18 protein-coding genes and 1 tRNA gene are annotated in these 17,488 nt (G+C 73.8%); 8 read left to right on the top strand and 11 right to left on the bottom strand.

The genetic code is table 11. The features are described from left to right. Nucleotides 1-89: 89 nt before the first annotated feature. From ACIHCX_RS08605 to ACIHCX_RS08595, 3 genes are all read right to left on the bottom strand, one after another. Nucleotides 90-2,717 carry an AAA family ATPase gene (locus tag ACIHCX_RS08605; protein ID WP_400027913.1) on the bottom strand — a complete coding sequence of 876 codons (2,628 nt, stop codon included), beginning with the start codon at nt 2,715-2,717 and terminating at the stop codon, nt 90-92. Continuing rightward, on the bottom strand, nt 2,714-3,112 hold the full coding sequence (locus tag ACIHCX_RS08600) for a hypothetical protein (RefSeq protein WP_400027912.1): 399 nt from the start codon (nt 3,110-3,112) through the stop codon (nt 2,714-2,716). Before ACIHCX_RS08600 ends, ACIHCX_RS08605 begins: the two co-directional genes overlap by 4 nt. Nucleotides 3,113-3,313: 201 nt before the next feature. Beyond that, nucleotides 3,314-3,387: transfer RNA gene (locus tag ACIHCX_RS08595), tRNA-Pro, on the bottom strand. A 101-nt stretch (nt 3,388-3,488) separates the two neighbouring features. Between ACIHCX_RS08595 and ACIHCX_RS08590 the strand changes: the two genes are divergently transcribed. Continuing rightward, complete coding sequence (locus ACIHCX_RS08590; RefSeq protein WP_400027910.1) at nt 3,489-4,049, top strand: DUF309 domain-containing protein; 561 nt, start codon at nt 3,489-3,491, stop codon at nt 4,047-4,049. 84 nt (nt 4,050-4,133) lie between these two features. Then, nucleotides 4,134-4,913: a precorrin-6A synthase (deacetylating) gene (cobF, locus tag ACIHCX_RS08585; protein WP_400027908.1), complete on the top strand. Its 780-nt coding sequence runs from the start codon at nt 4,134-4,136 to the stop codon at nt 4,911-4,913. On the opposite strand, the gene ACIHCX_RS08580 is transcribed toward cobF, so the two are convergent. The 4 genes from ACIHCX_RS08580 to ACIHCX_RS08565 all read right to left on the bottom strand — a co-directional run bounded on the left by ACIHCX_RS08580 (nt 4,864) and on the right by ACIHCX_RS08565 (nt 8,600). Next, nucleotides 4,864-5,685, bottom strand: a complete 822-nt coding sequence (locus tag ACIHCX_RS08580; RefSeq protein ID WP_400027906.1) for a cobalt-precorrin-6A reductase — start codon at nt 5,683-5,685, stop codon at nt 4,864-4,866. The genes cobF and ACIHCX_RS08580 overlap by 50 nt on opposite strands. Before the next feature lie 95 nt (nt 5,686-5,780). Then, entirely contained in the window at nt 5,781-6,545 is a 765-nt protein-coding gene (locus ACIHCX_RS08575; RefSeq protein ID WP_400028660.1) for a polysaccharide deacetylase family protein, read from the bottom strand. Between the two features lie 181 nt (nt 6,546-6,726). After that, on the bottom strand, nt 6,727-7,743 hold the full coding sequence (locus ACIHCX_RS08570) for a DMT family transporter (protein WP_400028659.1): 1,017 nt from the start codon (nt 7,741-7,743) through the stop codon (nt 6,727-6,729). 8 nt (nt 7,744-7,751) lie between these two features. Beyond that, on the bottom strand, nt 7,752-8,600 hold the full coding sequence (locus ACIHCX_RS08565; protein ID WP_400027904.1) for an SDR family NAD(P)-dependent oxidoreductase: 849 nt from the start codon (nt 8,598-8,600) through the stop codon (nt 7,752-7,754). Between the two features lie 299 nt (nt 8,601-8,899). On the opposite strand from ACIHCX_RS08565, the gene ACIHCX_RS08560 reads away from it, so the two are divergent. Next, nucleotides 8,900-9,970, top strand: coding sequence for a galactosyldiacylglycerol synthase (locus ACIHCX_RS08560; protein WP_400028658.1), 1,071 nt, complete (start codon nt 8,900-8,902; stop codon nt 9,968-9,970). A gap of 79 nt (nt 9,971-10,049) precedes the next feature. On the opposite strand, the gene ACIHCX_RS08555 is transcribed toward ACIHCX_RS08560, so the two are convergent. Next, nucleotides 10,050-10,535 carry an RpiB/LacA/LacB family sugar-phosphate isomerase gene (locus ACIHCX_RS08555; protein WP_400027903.1) on the bottom strand — a complete coding sequence of 162 codons (486 nt, stop codon included), beginning with the start codon at nt 10,533-10,535 and terminating at the stop codon, nt 10,050-10,052. A gap of 82 nt (nt 10,536-10,617) precedes the next feature. After that, a complete protein-coding gene (locus ACIHCX_RS08550) occupies nt 10,618-11,754 on the bottom strand; it encodes a protein kinase (RefSeq protein ID WP_400027901.1) in 1,137 nt (378 codons plus the stop codon). Between the two features lie 314 nt (nt 11,755-12,068). Between ACIHCX_RS08550 and ACIHCX_RS08545 the strand changes: the two genes are divergently transcribed. Next, entirely contained in the window at nt 12,069-12,224 is a 156-nt protein-coding gene (locus ACIHCX_RS08545) for a hypothetical protein (RefSeq protein WP_400027900.1), read from the top strand. A gap of 46 nt (nt 12,225-12,270) precedes the next feature. Here the strand turns inward: ACIHCX_RS08545 and ACIHCX_RS08540 are convergent, their stop codons facing one another. After that, nucleotides 12,271-13,044: a sulfite exporter TauE/SafE family protein gene (locus tag ACIHCX_RS08540; RefSeq protein WP_400027899.1), complete on the bottom strand. Its 774-nt coding sequence runs from the start codon at nt 13,042-13,044 to the stop codon at nt 12,271-12,273. A 270-nt stretch (nt 13,045-13,314) separates the two neighbouring features. Between ACIHCX_RS08540 and ACIHCX_RS08535 the strand changes: the two genes are divergently transcribed. The 3 genes from ACIHCX_RS08535 (at nt 13,315) to ACIHCX_RS08525 (ending at nt 15,345) form a co-directional block, all read left to right on the top strand. After that, on the top strand, nt 13,315-13,797 hold the full coding sequence (locus ACIHCX_RS08535) for a Dps family protein (protein WP_400027897.1): 483 nt from the start codon (nt 13,315-13,317) through the stop codon (nt 13,795-13,797). A 199-nt stretch (nt 13,798-13,996) separates the two neighbouring features. Continuing rightward, complete coding sequence (locus tag ACIHCX_RS08530) at nt 13,997-14,536, top strand: hypothetical protein (protein ID WP_400027896.1); 540 nt, start codon at nt 13,997-13,999, stop codon at nt 14,534-14,536. A gap of 104 nt (nt 14,537-14,640) precedes the next feature. Then, the gene (locus ACIHCX_RS08525) at nt 14,641-15,345 is read left to right on the top strand and encodes a DUF3566 domain-containing protein (protein WP_400027894.1); all 705 of its coding nucleotides are present in this window, start codon (nt 14,641-14,643) and stop codon (nt 15,343-15,345) included. Between the two features lie 36 nt (nt 15,346-15,381). Here the strand turns inward: ACIHCX_RS08525 and ACIHCX_RS08520 are convergent, their stop codons facing one another. Continuing rightward, nucleotides 15,382-16,254 (bottom strand): Cof-type HAD-IIB family hydrolase, encoded by an 873-nt coding sequence (locus ACIHCX_RS08520; RefSeq protein WP_400027892.1) that lies wholly within the window; start codon nt 16,252-16,254, stop codon nt 15,382-15,384. A 399-nt stretch (nt 16,255-16,653) separates the two neighbouring features. Here ACIHCX_RS08520 and ACIHCX_RS08515 point away from each other — a divergent pair, with 399 nt between their 5' ends. Further along, the gene (locus ACIHCX_RS08515) at nt 16,654-17,466 is read left to right on the top strand and encodes an SAM-dependent methyltransferase (protein WP_400027890.1); all 813 of its coding nucleotides are present in this window, start codon (nt 16,654-16,656) and stop codon (nt 17,464-17,466) included. The last annotated feature ends 22 nt before the right edge of the window (nt 17,467-17,488 follow it).

Raw genomic sequence — 17,488 nt, 5'->3', positions numbered from 1 at the left:
TTTGCGGACGGTGAACTGCCCCGTGGGCAGGTGCGGTTGGCAGCAGCGGGCCGCTGGACCTGGCTGATCGAAGTCCGTTGTCCGATTCCCTATGGGCGCAGCGGCACCGATGGTTCAGGCTCGGACCGATCGGCGCGCAGGGAGCGTGACGGGTGGGCGATGGCGTGGGTTGAGGGACCTTCCTCGGCGCGAGAGACGCGGTTCACTTCCTGTGCCTTTCGCATCAGTTGACGCGCCTGATCGTGGTGCCCCCGCGCCCAGGCGATCTTGGCCGTGAGGCGGTAGGCGTAGCCGAGGTCGGCGGAATCGGCGAGTGCGGCGAAGCGGCCCAGTGCCTGTTGGGCCATATGGGCGGCCTCATCCAGAGCGCTGGACCTGCGCAGCGCCTCCGCGGCAGACGCGTACGCATGTGCGGCTCCCTCCTGGTCGCCCTGCTCGTCGAGGAGTCCGGCGGCTTCCTGAGCGAACTGGGACGCCTTCTGGTACTGGCCGACGTACAAATGCAGCGCGGCTTGACCGACCAGGCATTCCGCGAGCAGCCGCGCGTCGCCCGCCTGGGCCAGGTGGTCGTACGCCTCGGCCTGGAACTGCAGGGCCTCGTCGACCAGGCGGGCGGCCAGCGCGCGCTCGGCCAAGGACATCAGTCGGCGCCCGCGTTCGACTGCGCGTTCGGATGAGGTCCGGGACGCCTGGGCGGCGCGGCAAAGTTCCCCGGCCAGCCCTTTCCGCGCGGCTGGGACGTCGAATTCCGGTGGTCGTTGCGCGAAGCCGGTCCGTTCGCCCAGCACGGCCAGGCAGCCGCGGGCCCGCGCTATGGCACGGCCGTCATGCAGGCCTGTCGCATGCCTGTAGGCGGCGTCCGCCTCCTCCTTCGCCTCTGCGAGCCGCTGCTCCTCGCGCAGGGCGTCGGCGACCTGGCAGCTCAGTTCGGTCGCCAGGTGCCAGTTGTCCTCGCGTGCCGCCCGGGCCGCCGCCCGCAGCTCGGCCAGCGCGGCTCTGCGCCAGGCCTTGCGGGTGGCACCGCTCTCGCGTGCGTCCCGCAGGGAACGGCACAGGTACAGATAGAGCCAGGTGCGCCGCAGGGCCTCCGTGTCCGCTCCTGTGTGCGAGTAGCTGCGATAGAGATCGTGGAAGGCGTAGCGCCTGTCCGTGCGCTGCAGCAGGCCCGCGTCCACCAGCTCCTCCAGCATCAGCCCGCAGATACCCGGCGGCATCTGGCTCATCGCGGCCGCCGAATAGCGGTCGAAGTCGGGGCCGGGATGGACGGCGCAGTCGTGCAGCACCTGCTTCTGGGGTGCGGTGAGCGCGTTGTAGGACACCGTGAACGCCGTACGTACCTGGTCGTCGTCGGAGTGCAGGTACTGCAACGGCCGCTCCGACTCCCGCATGGCGTCCAGGAGAAGGTCGGGCGGGGTGCGGCGCAGCCGGGCGGCGATGGGGTGCAGGGCGAGCGGGAAGCAGCTCAGCAGCCGGGCGATCTCGGTGAGTTCCGCGTCGTGTCCGGTGAGCCCGCTGAGGTCCTGCAGCATCGCCACCGCGTGACCCGGTTCCAGTGGGGCCAGCGCGTACCGGCGGGCGGCGACTTCGGTGAGCGAGGAGCGGCTGGTGGCCAGGACCAGCGCGTGCGGCGCTGCCCCCATGGCCCGGGCGACCTGGGTGGCGTCGGTGACGTCGTCGAGCAGCACGACCGGAGCGTCACGGGGCCGGGGAGGTCCGGCGGTTGGTGCGACGGCGCCGACAGCGGGCCTGGGGGCAGGGTCTGCCATGAGCCGCCGGTACAGCTCGGCCGCCAGCGCCGACTTGCCCACACCCGGCGGCCCGTGTACCACCAGCGCGCCGGAACCACGAGCAGCCTCGGCAGCCAGTTCCCGCAGCTCGCGGTCGCGGCCGAACAGCCGCTCGGGCGGCACCGGGAGGTGGGGGCTGTGCACCTCGTCCGGCGAGGTGTGGGCCAGGTGCGCGGGATTGTGGAAGATGGCGATGCGCTCACCCGAGTTGTGCGCACCGAGCTGTGGGTGCTGAGGCTGGTCGCGCGCGCCCAGTTCCTGTTGCAGCCAGCCGTGCAGGGTGCCGAAATCGAGCACCGGGCCGGCCTCGGGTAATCCCGCGCGCACGAGGCCGAGAAGGGCCCCGGTGAAGGCGGACAGCTCCTCGTCGGGCAACGAGAAGGCGAGCTCGGTGGCCGCGCTGGAGGTGAGCACGCACACGCCGTCGATGTCGGAGACCCGCTGGAGCAGCGTCTCGCGCTGCCCCATGCCGCCCTCGACAGCGGCACCGCTGAAGCAGCAGTCCAGGATGACCGCGCACTTCAGTCCCCGTCGCCGGTGCGCCGCCCGCACCTCGTCGCGAATATGGGCGTACGGAAGCGAGCGCCACATCTGGTGGTCGTTGGAGTCGTGCAGGGCGAGGTGCAGTTCGGTCAGCCGGTCGGGATGCAGCAGCCCGTGTCCCGCGTAGTAGATCAACAGGGTGTCCGTGGCCTGCTGCGCGGCGCTGTCGATGGCCTGCATAACGGATCCGAGGTCGGATCTCGGGCCGAGCACCTGGCAAGCCGGGCCCGCCAGGCCCCACACCTCGTTGTCGCACAGCGCGTCCCGTAGCGCGGCGATGTTCCGCTCCACTGCGGGGAGTTGGGCGAGACCGGCCTCCTCGGCGTACGTGTCGACGCCGATCAGGACCGCCCGGGAGGCCGCACGGTCGGACAGCCGGGTGGTCATACGTCGCCCTGTTCGGGTGCCCGCCTGTCGTCCAGGTCGTGGGCCTGGGCCTGGCCTTGCTCCCGGCGTGCCCGCAGTACCCTGAGCACGTCCTCAGGGGTGCCCTCCAGGAGGGTCCCATCGCTCTCGGTGATCCGCACCGTAGGGGGAGGCGTACCGTGCGGCCGCCGCCAGGCAGCGACGGCGACCAGCAGGCCGAACAGGCCGACGGTGCTGTCCATGAGTGCGGTGACCGTGTCCACGGTGCCCATGGAGCCCACCGGTGCCTGAGGCTGGGACGCCCCAGCTGGGGCGATCTCCACTCCGGAGCGGGCCACCCCGGGGTCGCGCCGCAGCCATCCGGCCAGCGAACCGGCGCTCCCGGCCCTTTCGACGCTGATCCGCACCTCACACATCGAAACTCCCCCCGCTCCGATCGCTGTTCAGAACACCCCCTGCCCGCGCAAGCGCCGATCAATCCCGCACCGACCAGTGACGCTCCGTCTCCGTGCGGTCACTCACGATACTCCGCACCTGTCCCGCGCGGCACAAACGCGTCAGGGGCTCTCCGAAGAGAGCCCCTGATCTGCGAGAACATCAAACATCCGACATCGCTGTCGGGACGACAGGATTTGAACCTGCGACCCCTTGACCCCCAGTCAAGTGCGCTACCAAGCTGCGCCACGTCCCGGTGCGCGTTCCTGCGGTGAACCGCGTGATCGCGCGAAGGTCACTTTACCGCACCTCGGCGGCCAAGCCGAAAACGGCCACCGGGTCGGGGACAATCGGCGTATGAGCGGCACTTCCTCCGACAGGCCGGCCGGCGCGCGGGACCGGGACAACGAGGGGCGGGCGCGCAACGCGCGGCCCCGGGACGGGCTCGGGCGGCCCCTGCCGTACGGCGCCGACGGGGTGCCGCGGCAGCCCGAGGGCGTGGTGCGCACCCCCCTGGAGACGGTGACCGAGGCTCAGGCGCTGCTGGACGCGGGCAAGCCCTTCCACGCGCACGAGGTCTTCGAGGACGCCTGGAAGTCGGGGCCGCCCGCGGAGCGCGCCCTGTGGCGGGGGCTGGCCCAGCTCGCGGTGGGGCTCACCCACGCGGCCCGGGGCAACGTCACCGGCGGCGCCCGGCTGCTGCGGCGCGGGGCGGGGGCCGTGGAGGAGTGGGTGGCGGACACCGGGGAGCGGACTCCGTACGGCATGGACGCGCCCGGGGTGGTGGCGTGGGCGCGGGAGCTGGCGGACGCCGTGGACAGCGGGAGGGCGGGTGCCGTGGACGCGGCGGAGCGGGCACCTCGGCTGCGTGGGGAGGGGGCGCTGCCGGCGGGCGGCGCAAACACCGGAGGGGCGTAGCCGGCGGGCGGCGTACGCGGTGCCGGTAGCGGTCGGTGTGGCACCCGTGGACGCGTTGTCAGTGCCGTACGGCAGACTCGGGGCGTGCGAAAGATTCATGTGATCGGCATCGGCGCGGGCGACCCCGACCAGCTCACCCTCCAGGCGGTCAGGGCGCTGCGCGAAACGGACGTGTTCTTCGTCCTCGACAAGGGCGAGGCGAAGTCGGACCTCGTTCGGCTGCGCCGGGACATGCTGCGCACGCACATACCGGAGGGGCCGTACCGCGTGGTGGAAGCACGCGACCCGGAGCGGGACCGTACGGCGGGCGGTGCCGCCTACTCCCCCGCCGTCGGCGACTGGCGCAGCGCACGCGCGGACGTCTACGAGCGGATGATCGCGGGGGACCTGGGCGAGGACGAGACCGGCGCGTTCCTGGTGTGGGGCGATCCGGCGCTGTACGACAGCACGCTCGGCATCCTCGAGGAGGTACTGGGTCGGGGCGCGGTGGACTTCGCGTACGACGTGGTGCCGGGCATCAGCAGTGTCTCGGCCCTGGTGGCCCGGCACCGCACGGGGCTCAACCGGGTCGCCCGGCCCGTGCAGATCACCACCGGGCGGCGGCTGGCCGAAGGGTTCCCGGAGGACGTGGACGACGTGGTGGTGATGCTCGACGCCCACCAGGCCTTCCGGCACTGCGCCGACCAGGACATCGACATCTACTGGGGCGCCTACATAGGCACCCCGGACGAGATCCTCGTCTCCGGCCCGATCGCCGAGGCCGCGCCGCGCATCGAGCGGCTGCGGGCCGAGGCCCGTGAGCGCAAGGGCTGGATCATGGACACGTATCTGCTGCGCCGGAAGCGGCAGGACCGGGCGGAGTAGGCGGAGCCGGCCGGGCGGTCCGGTCGAGGCGTTCCAGGACGGCCGTGACGTCCGGTACGACGGTGCCGTCCGGCACCGCGGTCAGCTCCGGCGGCAGCGGCGGACGGCGTACGACGACGACCGGCAGCCCGAGTTCCCGGGCGGCCGAGAGTTTGGCCGCGGTGGCCGCTCCCCCGCTGTCCTTGGACACCAGCACGTCGATGCGGTGTTCCCTGAGCAGCTCCTTCTCACCGGCCACGGTGAACGGCCCGCGGGCGAGCAGCAGGTGTGTGTCCGGGGGCATCGGAGGCTCGGGCGGCTCGATCGACCGTACGACGAAGTGCGCCTCGGCCAGGTGGGCGAAGGCGGCGAGGCCCAGCCGTCCCGTGGTCAGGAACACCCGGCGCCCAAGCCGCGGCAGCAGCTCCGCCGCGGCGGGCAGCGAGGCGACCGGGTGCCAGCGGTCCCCGGGGCCGGGCCGCCATCCGGGCCGGCGCAGCACCACCACGGGTACGCCGGTCGCCGTCGCGGCCAGCGCCGCGTTCCGCGTGATCCCCTCGGCGAAGGGGTGAGTGGCGTCGACGACGGCGTCCACGCGGTGCTCACGCAGCCAGGAGGCCAGTCCGTCCGCCCCGCCGAACCCGCCGACCCGCACGTCCCCGGCCAGCGCCCCCGGCCTCGTCACCCGCCCCGCCAGCGAACTGGTCACCCGCACGCCGTCCCGCGCCGCGAGCACCACGGCCAGCTCACGTGCCTCGGCGGTACCGCCGAGAACCAGGATGTGCGAGGACATGACATCGAGCGTAGAGGGGCGACGGCGGGTACGAGGCGCCCGGGTCGGGTCCGGAGCGTTGGTCGCCATGGATACGCGGAGGCCCCGGGGTGGGCTCAGCGTCGTACGGATCGGCGCAGGTCGTGTGCGGACAGGGGGCCGACCGACCAGCCGGTGTGGTCGCAGATGCGGATCAGGTCGGGCAGGGCGGCGAGGGTGGTCCGCCAGGAGTCGGGGGCGCAGGCGTGGTCGGTGTCGTGCAGGAGGATCGTGCCGCCGCCGCGCAGGTCCGCGGCGACGGTCGTGCGGACGGAGGCGGGGGTCGCGTCCGCCGTCCAGTCGCGGCCCCAGGCGGTCCACAGCACGGGGCACAGCCCGGCGCGCCGGGCGGCGGCCCAGCGGCCCGCGGTGAGGATGCCGTAGGGCGGCCGGTACCAGCGCGGCCGCCGGCCCGTGGTGTCCCGCACGACGAGCGCCGCCCGCACGGTCTCCCGGACGTCCCGGGCCGGAGTCGGCAGCCAGGGGCGGCTGTGGGTCCACCCGTGCACGGCGAGTTCGTGTCCCCGGTCCGCGATGTGCCGGGTGAGGCCGGGGAAGCGGGCGACCCTCTCGCCCAGGACGAAGAACGTGGCCCGTATGGCGAGCCGGTCCAGCTCGTCCAGGAAGTACGGCGTGGAGGCCGGGTCCGGGCCGTCGTCGAAGGTCAGTGCGACGTGGTCCGGGCGGCCGGTCCCGGCGAGGCCGGGGAAGCACAGGGCCCGGAAGCGGGGCAGCCAGGTGGCCGCCGGGACGATGTGGGCGGCCGCGACGGCGGCCACCGGCGCGAGGGCCGCCACCGCGGTGCGCGCGGGACGGCTGCCCGGCCCCGCCACCCGCCCCATCCGCCTCACCGACGCTCCGCCTGCCATCTGCCGACCTCTCCTCTCCGGTACTCCGCCTGCCAACTGCCGACCTTGCTCACGGATGCTTCCCCTGCCACCTTCCGGCCCTTCTCACCGACACCCCACCTGCCACCCGCCGACCCTTCTCGCCAACGCCCCACCTGCCACCCGCCGACCCTTCTCACGGGCGTTCCGCCTGTGCCTTCCCCGGATCGGGGGACGCGTCGGGCGCCGATTCCGCGTCCCACTTGCCCGACACGGCGGGGGAACGGGACAGGCCGATCGTGCCGGCCGCGAGGAGTCCGATACCGATCGCCTCCGGCACCAGGCGCACGCCCAAGCCGATGTGTTCCCCGAACAGCGCCCATCCCAGCGCCACACTCGTCAGGGCGTCGCCGAGGGTGAGGGCGGGCTGGGAGGCGACGAGGGTGCCCGCCCGGAAGGCGCACTGGAGCAGTCCGAAGGCGGCGAGCCCGGTGACCGCCGTGGCGTACGGCGTCCAGTTCGACGCCAGCACGCCCAGGCCCTGCTGGTAGAGGCCCGTCACCTCCTTGAGGAGGGCGGCGGTCGCAGCGAACAGCACCGCCGAGGCCAGACCGAGCACGGCGGCCCGGGGTGCGCCCCTGACCAGCCGCGCCAGCCCGACCAGGACGAGCACCAGGCAGGCCAGGGCGATGCCGACCGGGATCCAGCGCGCGCCCTCGGCCGTGGCGCGTCCGGCGGACGGCGCGGCGGCGCCGAGGAAGACGGCCAGTCCGACGGCCAGGGCCAGGAAGGACAAGCAGGTGATCCGGGCCGGCCGCCGGCGGAAGACGATGCTGACCATCGCCAGCGTGAACAGCAGTTCGGTCGCCAGCAGGGGCTGGACGAGCGACAGGCTCCCGACGGCCAGCGCCGAGGCCTGCAGCACCGCGGACACGGCCAGCATGGCCGCCCCGGCCACCCAGAACCGCCGCCGCCTGACCTTGACGGCGTGCGGGGTGGGCACGGCGACCGTCCCGCGTTCGCCGTCCGCCGTCCGGGTGGCGGGCCCGTCCTTCCCGCGCCGGTGCGGCGTCTCGTCCACCGTGGGGCCGGTGCGCCGGGCGCCGCCTCCCCCGCCGTCCGGGGTCTCCGTCGCCGCGCGCCGCATCAGCACCGAGGCCGCGGCGTTGGCGCACGCGGAGAACAGTGCCAGGACGATGGTGAGCGCGTTCACACCCTGCGTCACCCGAATCGTGCGGCGAGGCGGCGGTACAGGGCGGGGGCGGCCCCGCGTACCCGGCCGGGCAGCCGGGTCCAGCCGGGGACGTACACCTCGTCCCGGCCCCGCGAGACCGCCTCCCACACCGCGTCGGCGACCCGGCTCGCCGGGACGGGCCGGGGCCGGGACCGCCGGTAGGGCACTCCGCGGCGGTCGAAGAACGGTGTGTCGACCACCCCGGGCACCACATGGCTGATGCCGACCCCCGTGCCGCGCAGCTCGTAGCGGACGGCGTCGGCGAAGGCGCCCAGCGCGGCCTTGGCGGCGGAGTAGACGGCCTCGTCACGAACACCGACCGTGCCGGCCAGGGAGCCGATGATGACCACACGGCCCGTGCCCTGACTGATCATCTGGGGCAGCAGCAGCCGGACCAGGCGCAGCGTCGCCCGCACGTTGACGTCGAACACCTCGTCGATGGCGGGCTGCGGCATGGTGCTGAAGGGCCCCGCCCACCCGATGCCGGCGCCCGCCACCAGCAGGTCGACACGGCCGACGCTGTCGAGCGCGAACTCCGCCAGCCGCCGCTCGGCGCCCGGGCCGGACAGGTCCGCCGGGAAGGCCACGGCCGAGGTGCCCCGGGCGACCTCCTCGAGGCGTGCGCGGTCGCGCCCGTTGAGCACCAGGCGCCAGCCTCCCTCCGCGGCCAGCCGCCGTGCCACGGCCGCGCCGATCCCGGACGAGGCGCCGGTCACCAGCGCGCCCCCGCCCGGCACCGCGGCACCACCGGTCCGGCCGGGTGCGGCGCTCGGCGCCACCGGGGCCTCGACCGGCGTGCCGGAGCCGGACCGTACGCGGGAGGGGGCGTGGGACATCGGGACGCACCTCGAGGATCGGACGGACCGAGGGCCGCCGGTGCGGCCCCGGCGGTACGGGACGGCCTCCGGGGTGGTGAAGTATCCCGGGGGCTGTTCCCGAAACGTGGGACGGGCGGAAGGGTGTGCCCGTTCGTTTGACTGCGGTGGGTGAGGGTTACTCACTTCCAGTGTCGTCCGAATCGTCCGTGCCGCCACCGCTGCCCGCCGCCCGTGAGCCCGTGACGCGCCGTGCGCCCGCCCGGCCGGCCCCGACGTCCGCGCCGGAGGCGGAGCGGTTGCTCGTGGTGACCGCGAGCATGGGGGCGGGCCATGACACGGTGGCCGCCGAGCTGGCCCGCCGCGCCCGCGCCGCCGGCAAGCAGGTCCGTGTCGTCGACGTGCTGGCCCTCCTGCCCGGCGGCCTGGGAAGCGGCCTGCGCGGCTGCTACCGGGCCGTCGTCCGCGGAGCCCCCTGGGTCTACGCCGGGATCTACGACCTGTTCCTCGCGCCCGGCTCCCGGCCGCGCCCGAGCGGCACCCCGCTGGCACGGCTGGCCGGCGGGCGACTGCTGGGTCTGGTGGGTGAGTGGCGGCCCGATGTCGTGGTGCCGGTCTTCCACCTGGCCGCCCAGCTCACCGGCCATCTCCGGGAGCGCGGGGCGCTGCGGGTGCCCAGCGCGGTGGTCGTCGTCGACTTCGCGGCGCACCGGCAGTGGCTGCACCCGGGCAACGACCTGCATGTGTGCCTCACGGAGGAGACCGCCCGGGAGGTGCGGCGGGGCACCGGCCGGGCGGCGGAGGCGGCCGGTCCGGTGGTGGCACCGGAGTTCTTCGCCGCGGGGCCGGGGACCGCCGTGTGGCGGCGCCGGCTGGAGCAGTTCGGCGGCGGGCCGCCCGCGGTGCTGGTCTCGGCGGGTGCCTGGGGAGCCGGCAGCCGCCTGGCCGGCACGGCCCGGCTGCTCGCCGCGCACGGCTTCCTGCCGGTCGTGCTCTGCGGACGCAACGAGCGGCTGCGGCGCGCCCTGTCCGGAACGCCGGGTGTCCTCACCCCCGGTTGGGTGACGGACATGCCGGAACTGCTGCACGCGTGTGCCGCCCTGGTGGACAACGCGGCCGGGCAGACCGCCGTGCAGGCGCTCGCCGCGGGCCTGCCCGTCGTCGGCCACCGCCCGCTGCCCGGACACGGGGCGGAGGGCGTGCGCCGCATGGCGGCCCTCGGCGTCTGCGACCACGCGCCCGACCCGGACGCCCTGCTGCGCTCCCTGACCCGCCTCACGGCGCCGGGCGCGCCACGCGAGGCACGGATCGCCGCCGGGCGCGCCCTCTTCCGGCAGGACCCGCTCGACCTGGTGGTACGGGCCACCGGGGCGAGCCGTCCTGCCCAGTGACCGCGCCGGCGCCTGTCCTCACGGATCTCCTCACGGATCTCCTCGGGGCTGTCCGCGTGGCGCTGCCCGTGGGGGCTTCTCAGGGCCTGTCTCCCTGGTTCGCCGCCGCGCCGGTCTCCTCCCGCCTCAGGTCCAGGCGTCCGACGCGGGCGACGTTCTCGCGGTCCTCGGCGTCCTCGCTCGGCGCGGCGGCGAACCAGGCGTCGAGGATCTCCCTCAGCAGCGGTTCGGAGGTCAGCCGCAGGCCGAGCGCCAGCACGTTGGCGTCGTTCCAGCGGCGGGCGCCGTCCGCCGTGTAGGCATCGGTGCACAGGGCGGCCCGTACGCCCGGCACCTTGTTCGCGGCGATGGACGCGCCGGTGCCGGTCCAGCAGCACACGACGGCCTGGTCGGCCCGTCCCTCGGCGACATCACGGGCCGCGGCGGCCGAGCAGGCCGCCCACTGGGGGTCGTCCCCGGAACGCAGCGCACCGTGGGTCACCACCTCGTGCCCGCGCTCGCGCAGCAGGGCGACCAGCGAGCGGGCGACGGGTTCGGCCAGGTCCGAGGAGACGGAGATCCGCATGTGCCGGAGACTACTCAGCACGCCGTCCGGACTCCAGGCCCACCCGTCCGCCCGGGCCGGCCACCGCGCCCACGGGCGCGGTCTAGAACCAGGCCTTCCCGACGAGCAGCGCGGAGACGAACAGGACGGTCCCGCCCACCACGGCGGCGGTACGGGAGTGGCGGCGCAGCGAGGAGCGCAGGCCGGGTCGGCGCGCGGGCACCCGGTGCACGCTGGTGTTCCATTCGGAGTCCATGCCCGCGGTCCCCGGCGCGGCCCCGGCGCGGGCGGGTCGGGGTGTGGGTGCGGAGGCGCCCCGACGGCGCCCGGGAGCGGTGCCGCGCTGGCTCGGAGCGCGACGCTGCCCTCGGCCCCCGCCCCACTGCTCCGCGGGAAGCGGCTCGGGCACGCCGCGCCACGCGCCGCCCGCGAACCAGTCCGCGGCCTGCCGGGCCGTGGGCCGCTCCTCCGGCCGTTTGGCCAGCATGCTGAGCAGGTACGCCTCGAAGGCGGGCGGCAGCGCGGTGCCCCGCTGGTGCGGCGGTACGGGCGCGGAGTCGACGTGCTGGTAGAGCAGGGCGGTCGCGGTCGACGCCTCGAAGGGCGGGGAGCCGACGGCCAGGTGGTACAGGACGCAGCCCAGTGAGTACATGTCGGAGGCCGCGCTCGCCGGGGTGCCGATGGCGCGTTCGGGTGCCAGGTAGAGGCCGGTGCCGACGATCTGTCCGGTGGTGGTGAGTGCGCCGGAGGGGTCGTCGACGAAGCGGGCTATGCCGAAGTCGGCGATGCGGACGATGCCCTGCTGGTCGGTCAGCAGGTTGCCGGGCTTGACGTCGCGGTGCACGATGCCCTGGGCGTGCGCGGCGGCGAGGCCCTCGGCGGAGTGCTGGGCCACCTGGGCCAGCCGTTCCGGGGTGAGCGGGCCGCCGTCGGTCAGTTCGCCGGCCAGGCTGTCGCCCTCGATGAGTTCCATCACCAGGAAGCAGCGGTCCTCCCAGGCGCCGAAGTCGAGCGTCCCGACCACGTGCGGATGGTTCAGCCGGGCCGAGGTCTGCGCCTCCAGTCTGAACCGGGCCTCGGCCGAGGCGTCCGACCCGTCGTTCAGCAGCAGCTTGACCGCGATCGGTCTGCCGAGCACCTCGTCGTGGCCTCTCCAGACCTCGCCCATCCCGCCGCGTCCGATGACCGTGTCCAGCCGGTACCGCCCCGCCACCAGCACCTGTAGCCCCGCCCTCAACATCCCCGAAGTCCCGCCCTCACGACCGCTCCCCGCAGCGGGCGCGGCAGCAGCCGGGCAGCGCTTACGGATCGCGGCAACCGCGGTTCATCTTAACGATCACTCAGGGGTCTCCCGACCCACGCCCGGCCCTCCCGGGCGGATTGTCCGGACAAGAAACCTTCCGGGTTCCGGACTTCCGTTTTCTGGACGCGGGGCCCTCCGAGTGAAAAGCGGCGAAAAGCTCGGAGTCGCCCGTCATGCAAATATGTAGAGCTGATCATCTATGTCATCGTCGCCCTACCCGGCTGATTCACTCGGGAAGGAGAGGACGCACCATGGCCCCTCTGACATGGCTGCTCATTCCGCTGGCGACGGTGTTCGTGGCGAGCGTCTGGGGCCTCTTCGCGGGACGACCGCGGCGTTCCGACGACGTGTCGGACGTGGAGCGCTACGACCGCTTCCGCGCGGCGCTGAGCCGCGCGGCCGACTGACCGGGCGGCCTGCCGACCGCAGGGACCGGCCGGACCGCGGGACCGGCTAGCGCAGCAGCAACTGAAGCCCGCCCACGACGGTGGCCGCGATCACCAGCCGTTCGAACAGCCGCTGGTTGATGCGGTGCACCGCCCACTTGCCGAGCAGCGCCCCGGGCACGACGAAGACCACCAGCGCGGCGTCCAGTAGGAGGGAGCGGCCGTCGATGAGGCCGAGACCGACACTGAAGGGCACCTTCGAGACGTTGACGACGAGGAAGAAGAAGGACGACGTGCCGAGGAAGCCCAGCTTGCGGAAGCCCGCCGACAGCAGGTAGAGCGACATCACCGGGCCGCCCGCGTTGGCGACCATGGTCGTGAAGCCGCCGAGGACGCCGTAGGAGCGGGCTCGGAGTCGGCCCGGGCGGGCGGCGACCGGGTCCGGATCCTCACCCCGGTCGGCGGTGCGCCGCCGCCACACCGTCACGGACGCCATCAGCAGCAGGATCGCCCCGATCGACGTCCGTACGACCCCGTCGTCGGCCCACACCAGGAACAGGGTGCCGACGACCACGCCCACCGCGACCGCCGGGAACAGCCGCCACAGCGTGGGCCAGTGGGCGTGCCGCCGGTAGGTGAGGACCGCGAGGACGTCGCCGGCGATCAGGACCGGCAGCAGCACCCCGGTGGAGGCGCGGGCGGGCAGGACGGCCGCGAAGACGGCGAGGCTGACCGTGTTGGCCCCGCTGACGGCGGTCTTGGAGAAGCCGACGAGCAGGGACGCGAGGGCCAGCGCGGTGAATCCCCACCCTGACATGTTCCAGAACGTCATCGTGTTCATGCGGTGACCGATGTTATGTCCTGACAACGCGGGGCGTAAGGCCCGTCTCACCTGGAGAAACCAGGGCCGACGTCCGCGAGCACGTACGGACCGCGCTGCGCGCCGTCTCCGGGTCGCCGACCACGGGCGTCCGACCCGGGCAAGCGGCTGTTTGCTTCCGTTCGACGAGGGCACTCGCGCCCGCAGGGAGCGGTTGCGCGGCATGGGCGGGGGCGGGACCTGCGAGGGCGAGCCCGACGACTCCGACGACTCCACAAGGAGAACCACCGTATGACTGTCGTGAAGAGCACGATCCCCGACGCGGCCCGTCAGGTCACCGGGGACGCGCTGCAGAGCACGCTCGTGGAACTTCTCGGGCTCTCCCTGATCGGGAAGCAGGCGCACTGGAACATCGTGGGACCGCGGTTCCGGTCCATCCACCTCCAGCTCGACGAAGTGGTGGCGGCGGCCCGTGAGTTCGCCGACACCGTCGCGGAGCGCGCGGCGGCGCTCGGCGTTCCCCCGGACGGGCGCCCGGAGACGATCGCCTCGGCCTTCACCCTGCCCGGCCCGAAGGACGGCTGGGTGCGCGACGCGGAGGCCGTCGAGGTCATGGTCGAGTCCCTGGAGGCGGCCATCAGGCGGCTGCGCGAACGCATCGACGCGACGGAGAAACCGGACCCGGTCACCCAGGACCTGCTGATCTCGATCACGGCCGAACTGGAGAAGCAGCGCTGGATGTTCGCCGCCGAGAACGTGAACGAGCGCGGCTGAGCACCGGCACCGCACTGCGGCGGGCCACCGGTCGGGCCGGCGTCCGCACCGCCGTCACCCGAGCGGCCCCGCCCCGCGGCGGCGGGCATGCGGGACCCGATCCCCGCGCCTAACGTCGACATCGCACACCAGTGACGGTGTCCGGAACGGCTCGAACGCCGTTCTAGGGCGCCGGTTCGGCGTGGGAGGCCGGTCAGCCATGAGACTCACCGAAGCAGGCCACCGCGACCGGGACCGGCCGCTGCTCGTCAGCAGGTGGCGTGAGACGGCGGACCAGCGTCTGACCCCGCTGCAACGGTCGTTGCTGATCACGTGGTTCTCCTTCGGAACCACCTTCGGCACCGTCCGCTTCATCACGCACGGTATCCGGGGCGGCTGGCTGCCCTGGGGCAACATCTCCGCCGGTGGCGAGCACGTGCACCACTACAACTTCGGCATCGCCACCCTCGCGGGTGTGGGCCTGATCGCCGTTCGCGGTGACGAACGCGCGGTCGGGCACCCCGCCGTCGCGGCCGCCTACGGCTGCGGCACGGCCCTCATCTGCGACGAGTTCGCCCTCCTGCTGGACCTCCAGGACGTCTACTGGGCCAAGCAGGGCCGGATCAGCGTCGACGTCTCCCTCGGGGTTCTCTCCGTGCTGGGCGCCTACCTGACGGCTAAGCCGTTCTGGCACGAGATCGGCCGTATCACCCGGCACCACATCGTCGCCGCGGCCAGGCGCCACGGCACCACCGCCTGATTCCCGCACCGCCCCCGCACGGCCGGCCCGGCCACCACGGCACCACGGCCCGGCCCCCGCACGCACGCCGCGCGGGCGGTCGCACTCACCGTGAGGAGCAAGGCATGAGTCCAGCCGAGCACCAGGAGCGCGGCGCCGAGGCCCCTGGACAGGAGCCCGCCCCGCAGCAGTGCGGGGACCCGGACGGGCCCGTGCGGCACCAGGCGTCGCAGCCGCGGCCGTCCGCGATACGCATGCGCGTCTCGCGGGCCGATCCCTGGTCGGTGATGGCGACGAGCTGCCTGGTGCTGCTGGGACTCGGGATCTGCGTGCTCGTCTGCACGGTGCTCGTCTGGGCCATGCTGACCGCGATGGACCCCGAGGCGTGGCCCTCCTTCGGCTGGACCCTCGTCATCGCCACCGGTGTCGTCACCCTGGAGGTCGTCCTGGGTACGGCCCTGGCGACCCTGGGCACGTTGCTCTACAACATGTCCTCGCAGTACGCCGGGGGTGTCCATCTGACACTGGCCGACGACGCGGCGGCGGCCGGCGAACCCCGCCCCGAGCTGGTGCCGGACGTCGGCCGTCTGTTCCACCGTCTCCAGGACCGTCTGGGGTTCCCGCCTCCCGGCTGCGGCGCGCGCTACGTGGAGTTCGCCGATCGCTGCGGCGACGCGTGGCGGCGGCTGCGCGGCCGGGTCGGCGGCGGGACCGACCGGCAGGACCAGGACGCCGGTCCCGGCCGGGACGGCGGGCGCGGCCGGGACGACCGTGACCGCGGGGACCGGGACGACCCGGACACCCGGGTCGAGGAGACGACTCCCGGCTGACGGTCCGGACTCCCGCGGCTCCGGGCACCCGGCGGGTCAGCCCCCGAGGGCGGGAGGCAGGTGCAGCAGGCGCGCGATGGTGCGCAGCACGCCGTTGTCGTTGTTGGAGGGGGCCAGGTGACGGGCCCGGCCGATGACCTCGGGGTGGGCGTTGGCCATGGCGAAGGACCACTCGGCGGCGTCCAGCATCTCCAGGTCGTTGAGGTAGTCGCCGAACACCAGGGTCTGTGCGGGCGTGATCCCCAGGTCCCGCTGGAGCCGGCGCAGCGCGGCGCCCTTGTCGGCGGTGCGGTTCATGACGTCGACCCAGTGCTCGCCCGAGACGACGACCTGGTGGGTGGCGGCGAACGGTGCCAGCGCCGGGGCGGTGGTCCGCTCGGCGGACCCGAAGTCGAACAGGGCCACCTTGATGATGTCGTCGTCGACGGCCGCCGCGTCCGGCACGATCCGGTGCCGTACGTAGTACTTGCGCACCTCGGCCAGGAAGGCCTCGTCGGTCCGCTCCACGTAGGCCGACCTCTTGCCGCAGACCACGGCGCCCACGTCCGCGCCCCGGGCGACGAGATCCCGTACGGCCCCGACGAGTCGGGCCGCGACGGCCGGGTCCAGTGGGTCGGAGCTCAGCTCCACGCCGTCCCGGACGACGTAGGTGCCGTTCTCCGCGATGAACACCATGCCCTCGTCGTGGCCGGTGAACTGCTCGGCCAGCGTGGCGTACTGACGGCCGCTCGCGGGGCTGAACAGCACACCGCGGCGGCGCAGCTCGGCCAGGGTCGGCCACAGTCCGGCCGGGAGTCTCTTGGCGTCGTCCAGGAGCGTGCCGTCCATGTCGGTGACGATCAGCCGTATGTCGACGGGGCCGGTGACGGGTTCGGGGGTGGTGAGCAGGGGCGAGGGTGTGCTGGGCATGTCCGTCTTCTGTAGCGGCCGCGGCGGGCGCGTCCGGGTGGTACGGGCGCCGGCTCCGTTGCCGTGCGCGGGAAGTGCGGTGGCCGGCGCCTTACCGGCTCCGGCGGGGCGGCGCCGGTCGGGGTCGGTCAGGTCGGCCGGGCCGGGGCGCCGCGCCGGCGCCACGGCCCGCCAGCCTACCGGGGCCCGCCGACGCGGTCCGGGGCCGCCCGAGGCCCAGGGCAGGCGGCCTTCCCGGTCGGCCGGGTTCGGCCGGGTTCGGCCGATTCCCGGACACGGTGATCACCGAGCGGCACAATGGCGGCGTCGGCCGCGACCGACCGCAGACAGGGCGCGACCGCCACGACGACGGCCATGAGACGGCCACAAGACGGCACGAGACGAACCAGGAGCGCAGACGTGAGCGAGAGCCGCACTTCTCCGGGCGGGTCGCCGAGGCTGAACACCGCGGTGGCGCACAACGCGCGCGTGTGGAACTACTGGGTCGGCGGCAAGGACCACTACGAGGTCGACCAGCGGGTCGGCGAGCACGTCGCCGGGATGTTCCCGGTCATCCGCGACGTGGCCCGCGCCGACCGCGAGTTCCTCGGACGGGCGGTCCGCTTCCTGACCGCCGAGCGCGGGGTGCGCCAGTTCCTCGACATCGGCACCGGGCTGCCGACGGTCGACAACACCCACGACATGGCGCAGCGGATCGCCCCCGACGCGCGGATCGTGTACGTCGACAACGACCCGATCGTCCTCGCGCACGCCCGCACCCTGCTGACCAGCGCCCCCGAGGGCGCCACCGCCTACGTCGAAGCCGACGCGCACGACCCGGAGGCCATCGTCGAGCGTGCCCGCGCGACCCTCGACTTCGGCCGGCCCGTCGCGGTGATGATGCTGGGCATCCTGAACTTCGTCCTGGACACCGGCACGGCGCGTGACATCGTCCGCCGCCTCGTGGCCGCGGTCCCCCCGGGGAGTTTCCTGGTGCTGACGCACCCCACCTTCGACGCCGACCTCGGCGGCGACGGCAACATCGCGGCGATGGAGTTCTGGAACGCCAACGCCACGCCGCCGATCACCGCCCGCCCCCGTGCCGAGGTGGCCGCCTTCCTCGAGGGCCTGGACCTGGTCGAGCCCGGCCTGGTGCCGTGCTCGCGGTGGCGCCCGGACGGCGACTTGCCCGCCGTGGTACCGCAGTTCGGCGCGGTCGCCGTGAAACCCTGACGCGGGCGGCACCGGCCGCCGG

The organism is Streptomyces sp. NPDC052043 (assembly GCF_044548235.1).
In the GTDB taxonomy this organism is placed as follows: Bacteria; Actinomycetota; Actinomycetes; order Streptomycetales; family Streptomycetaceae; genus Streptomyces.
Note: the sequence above shows the minus strand (reverse complement) of the source record. Positions and strands in the feature narration are given on the sequence as shown.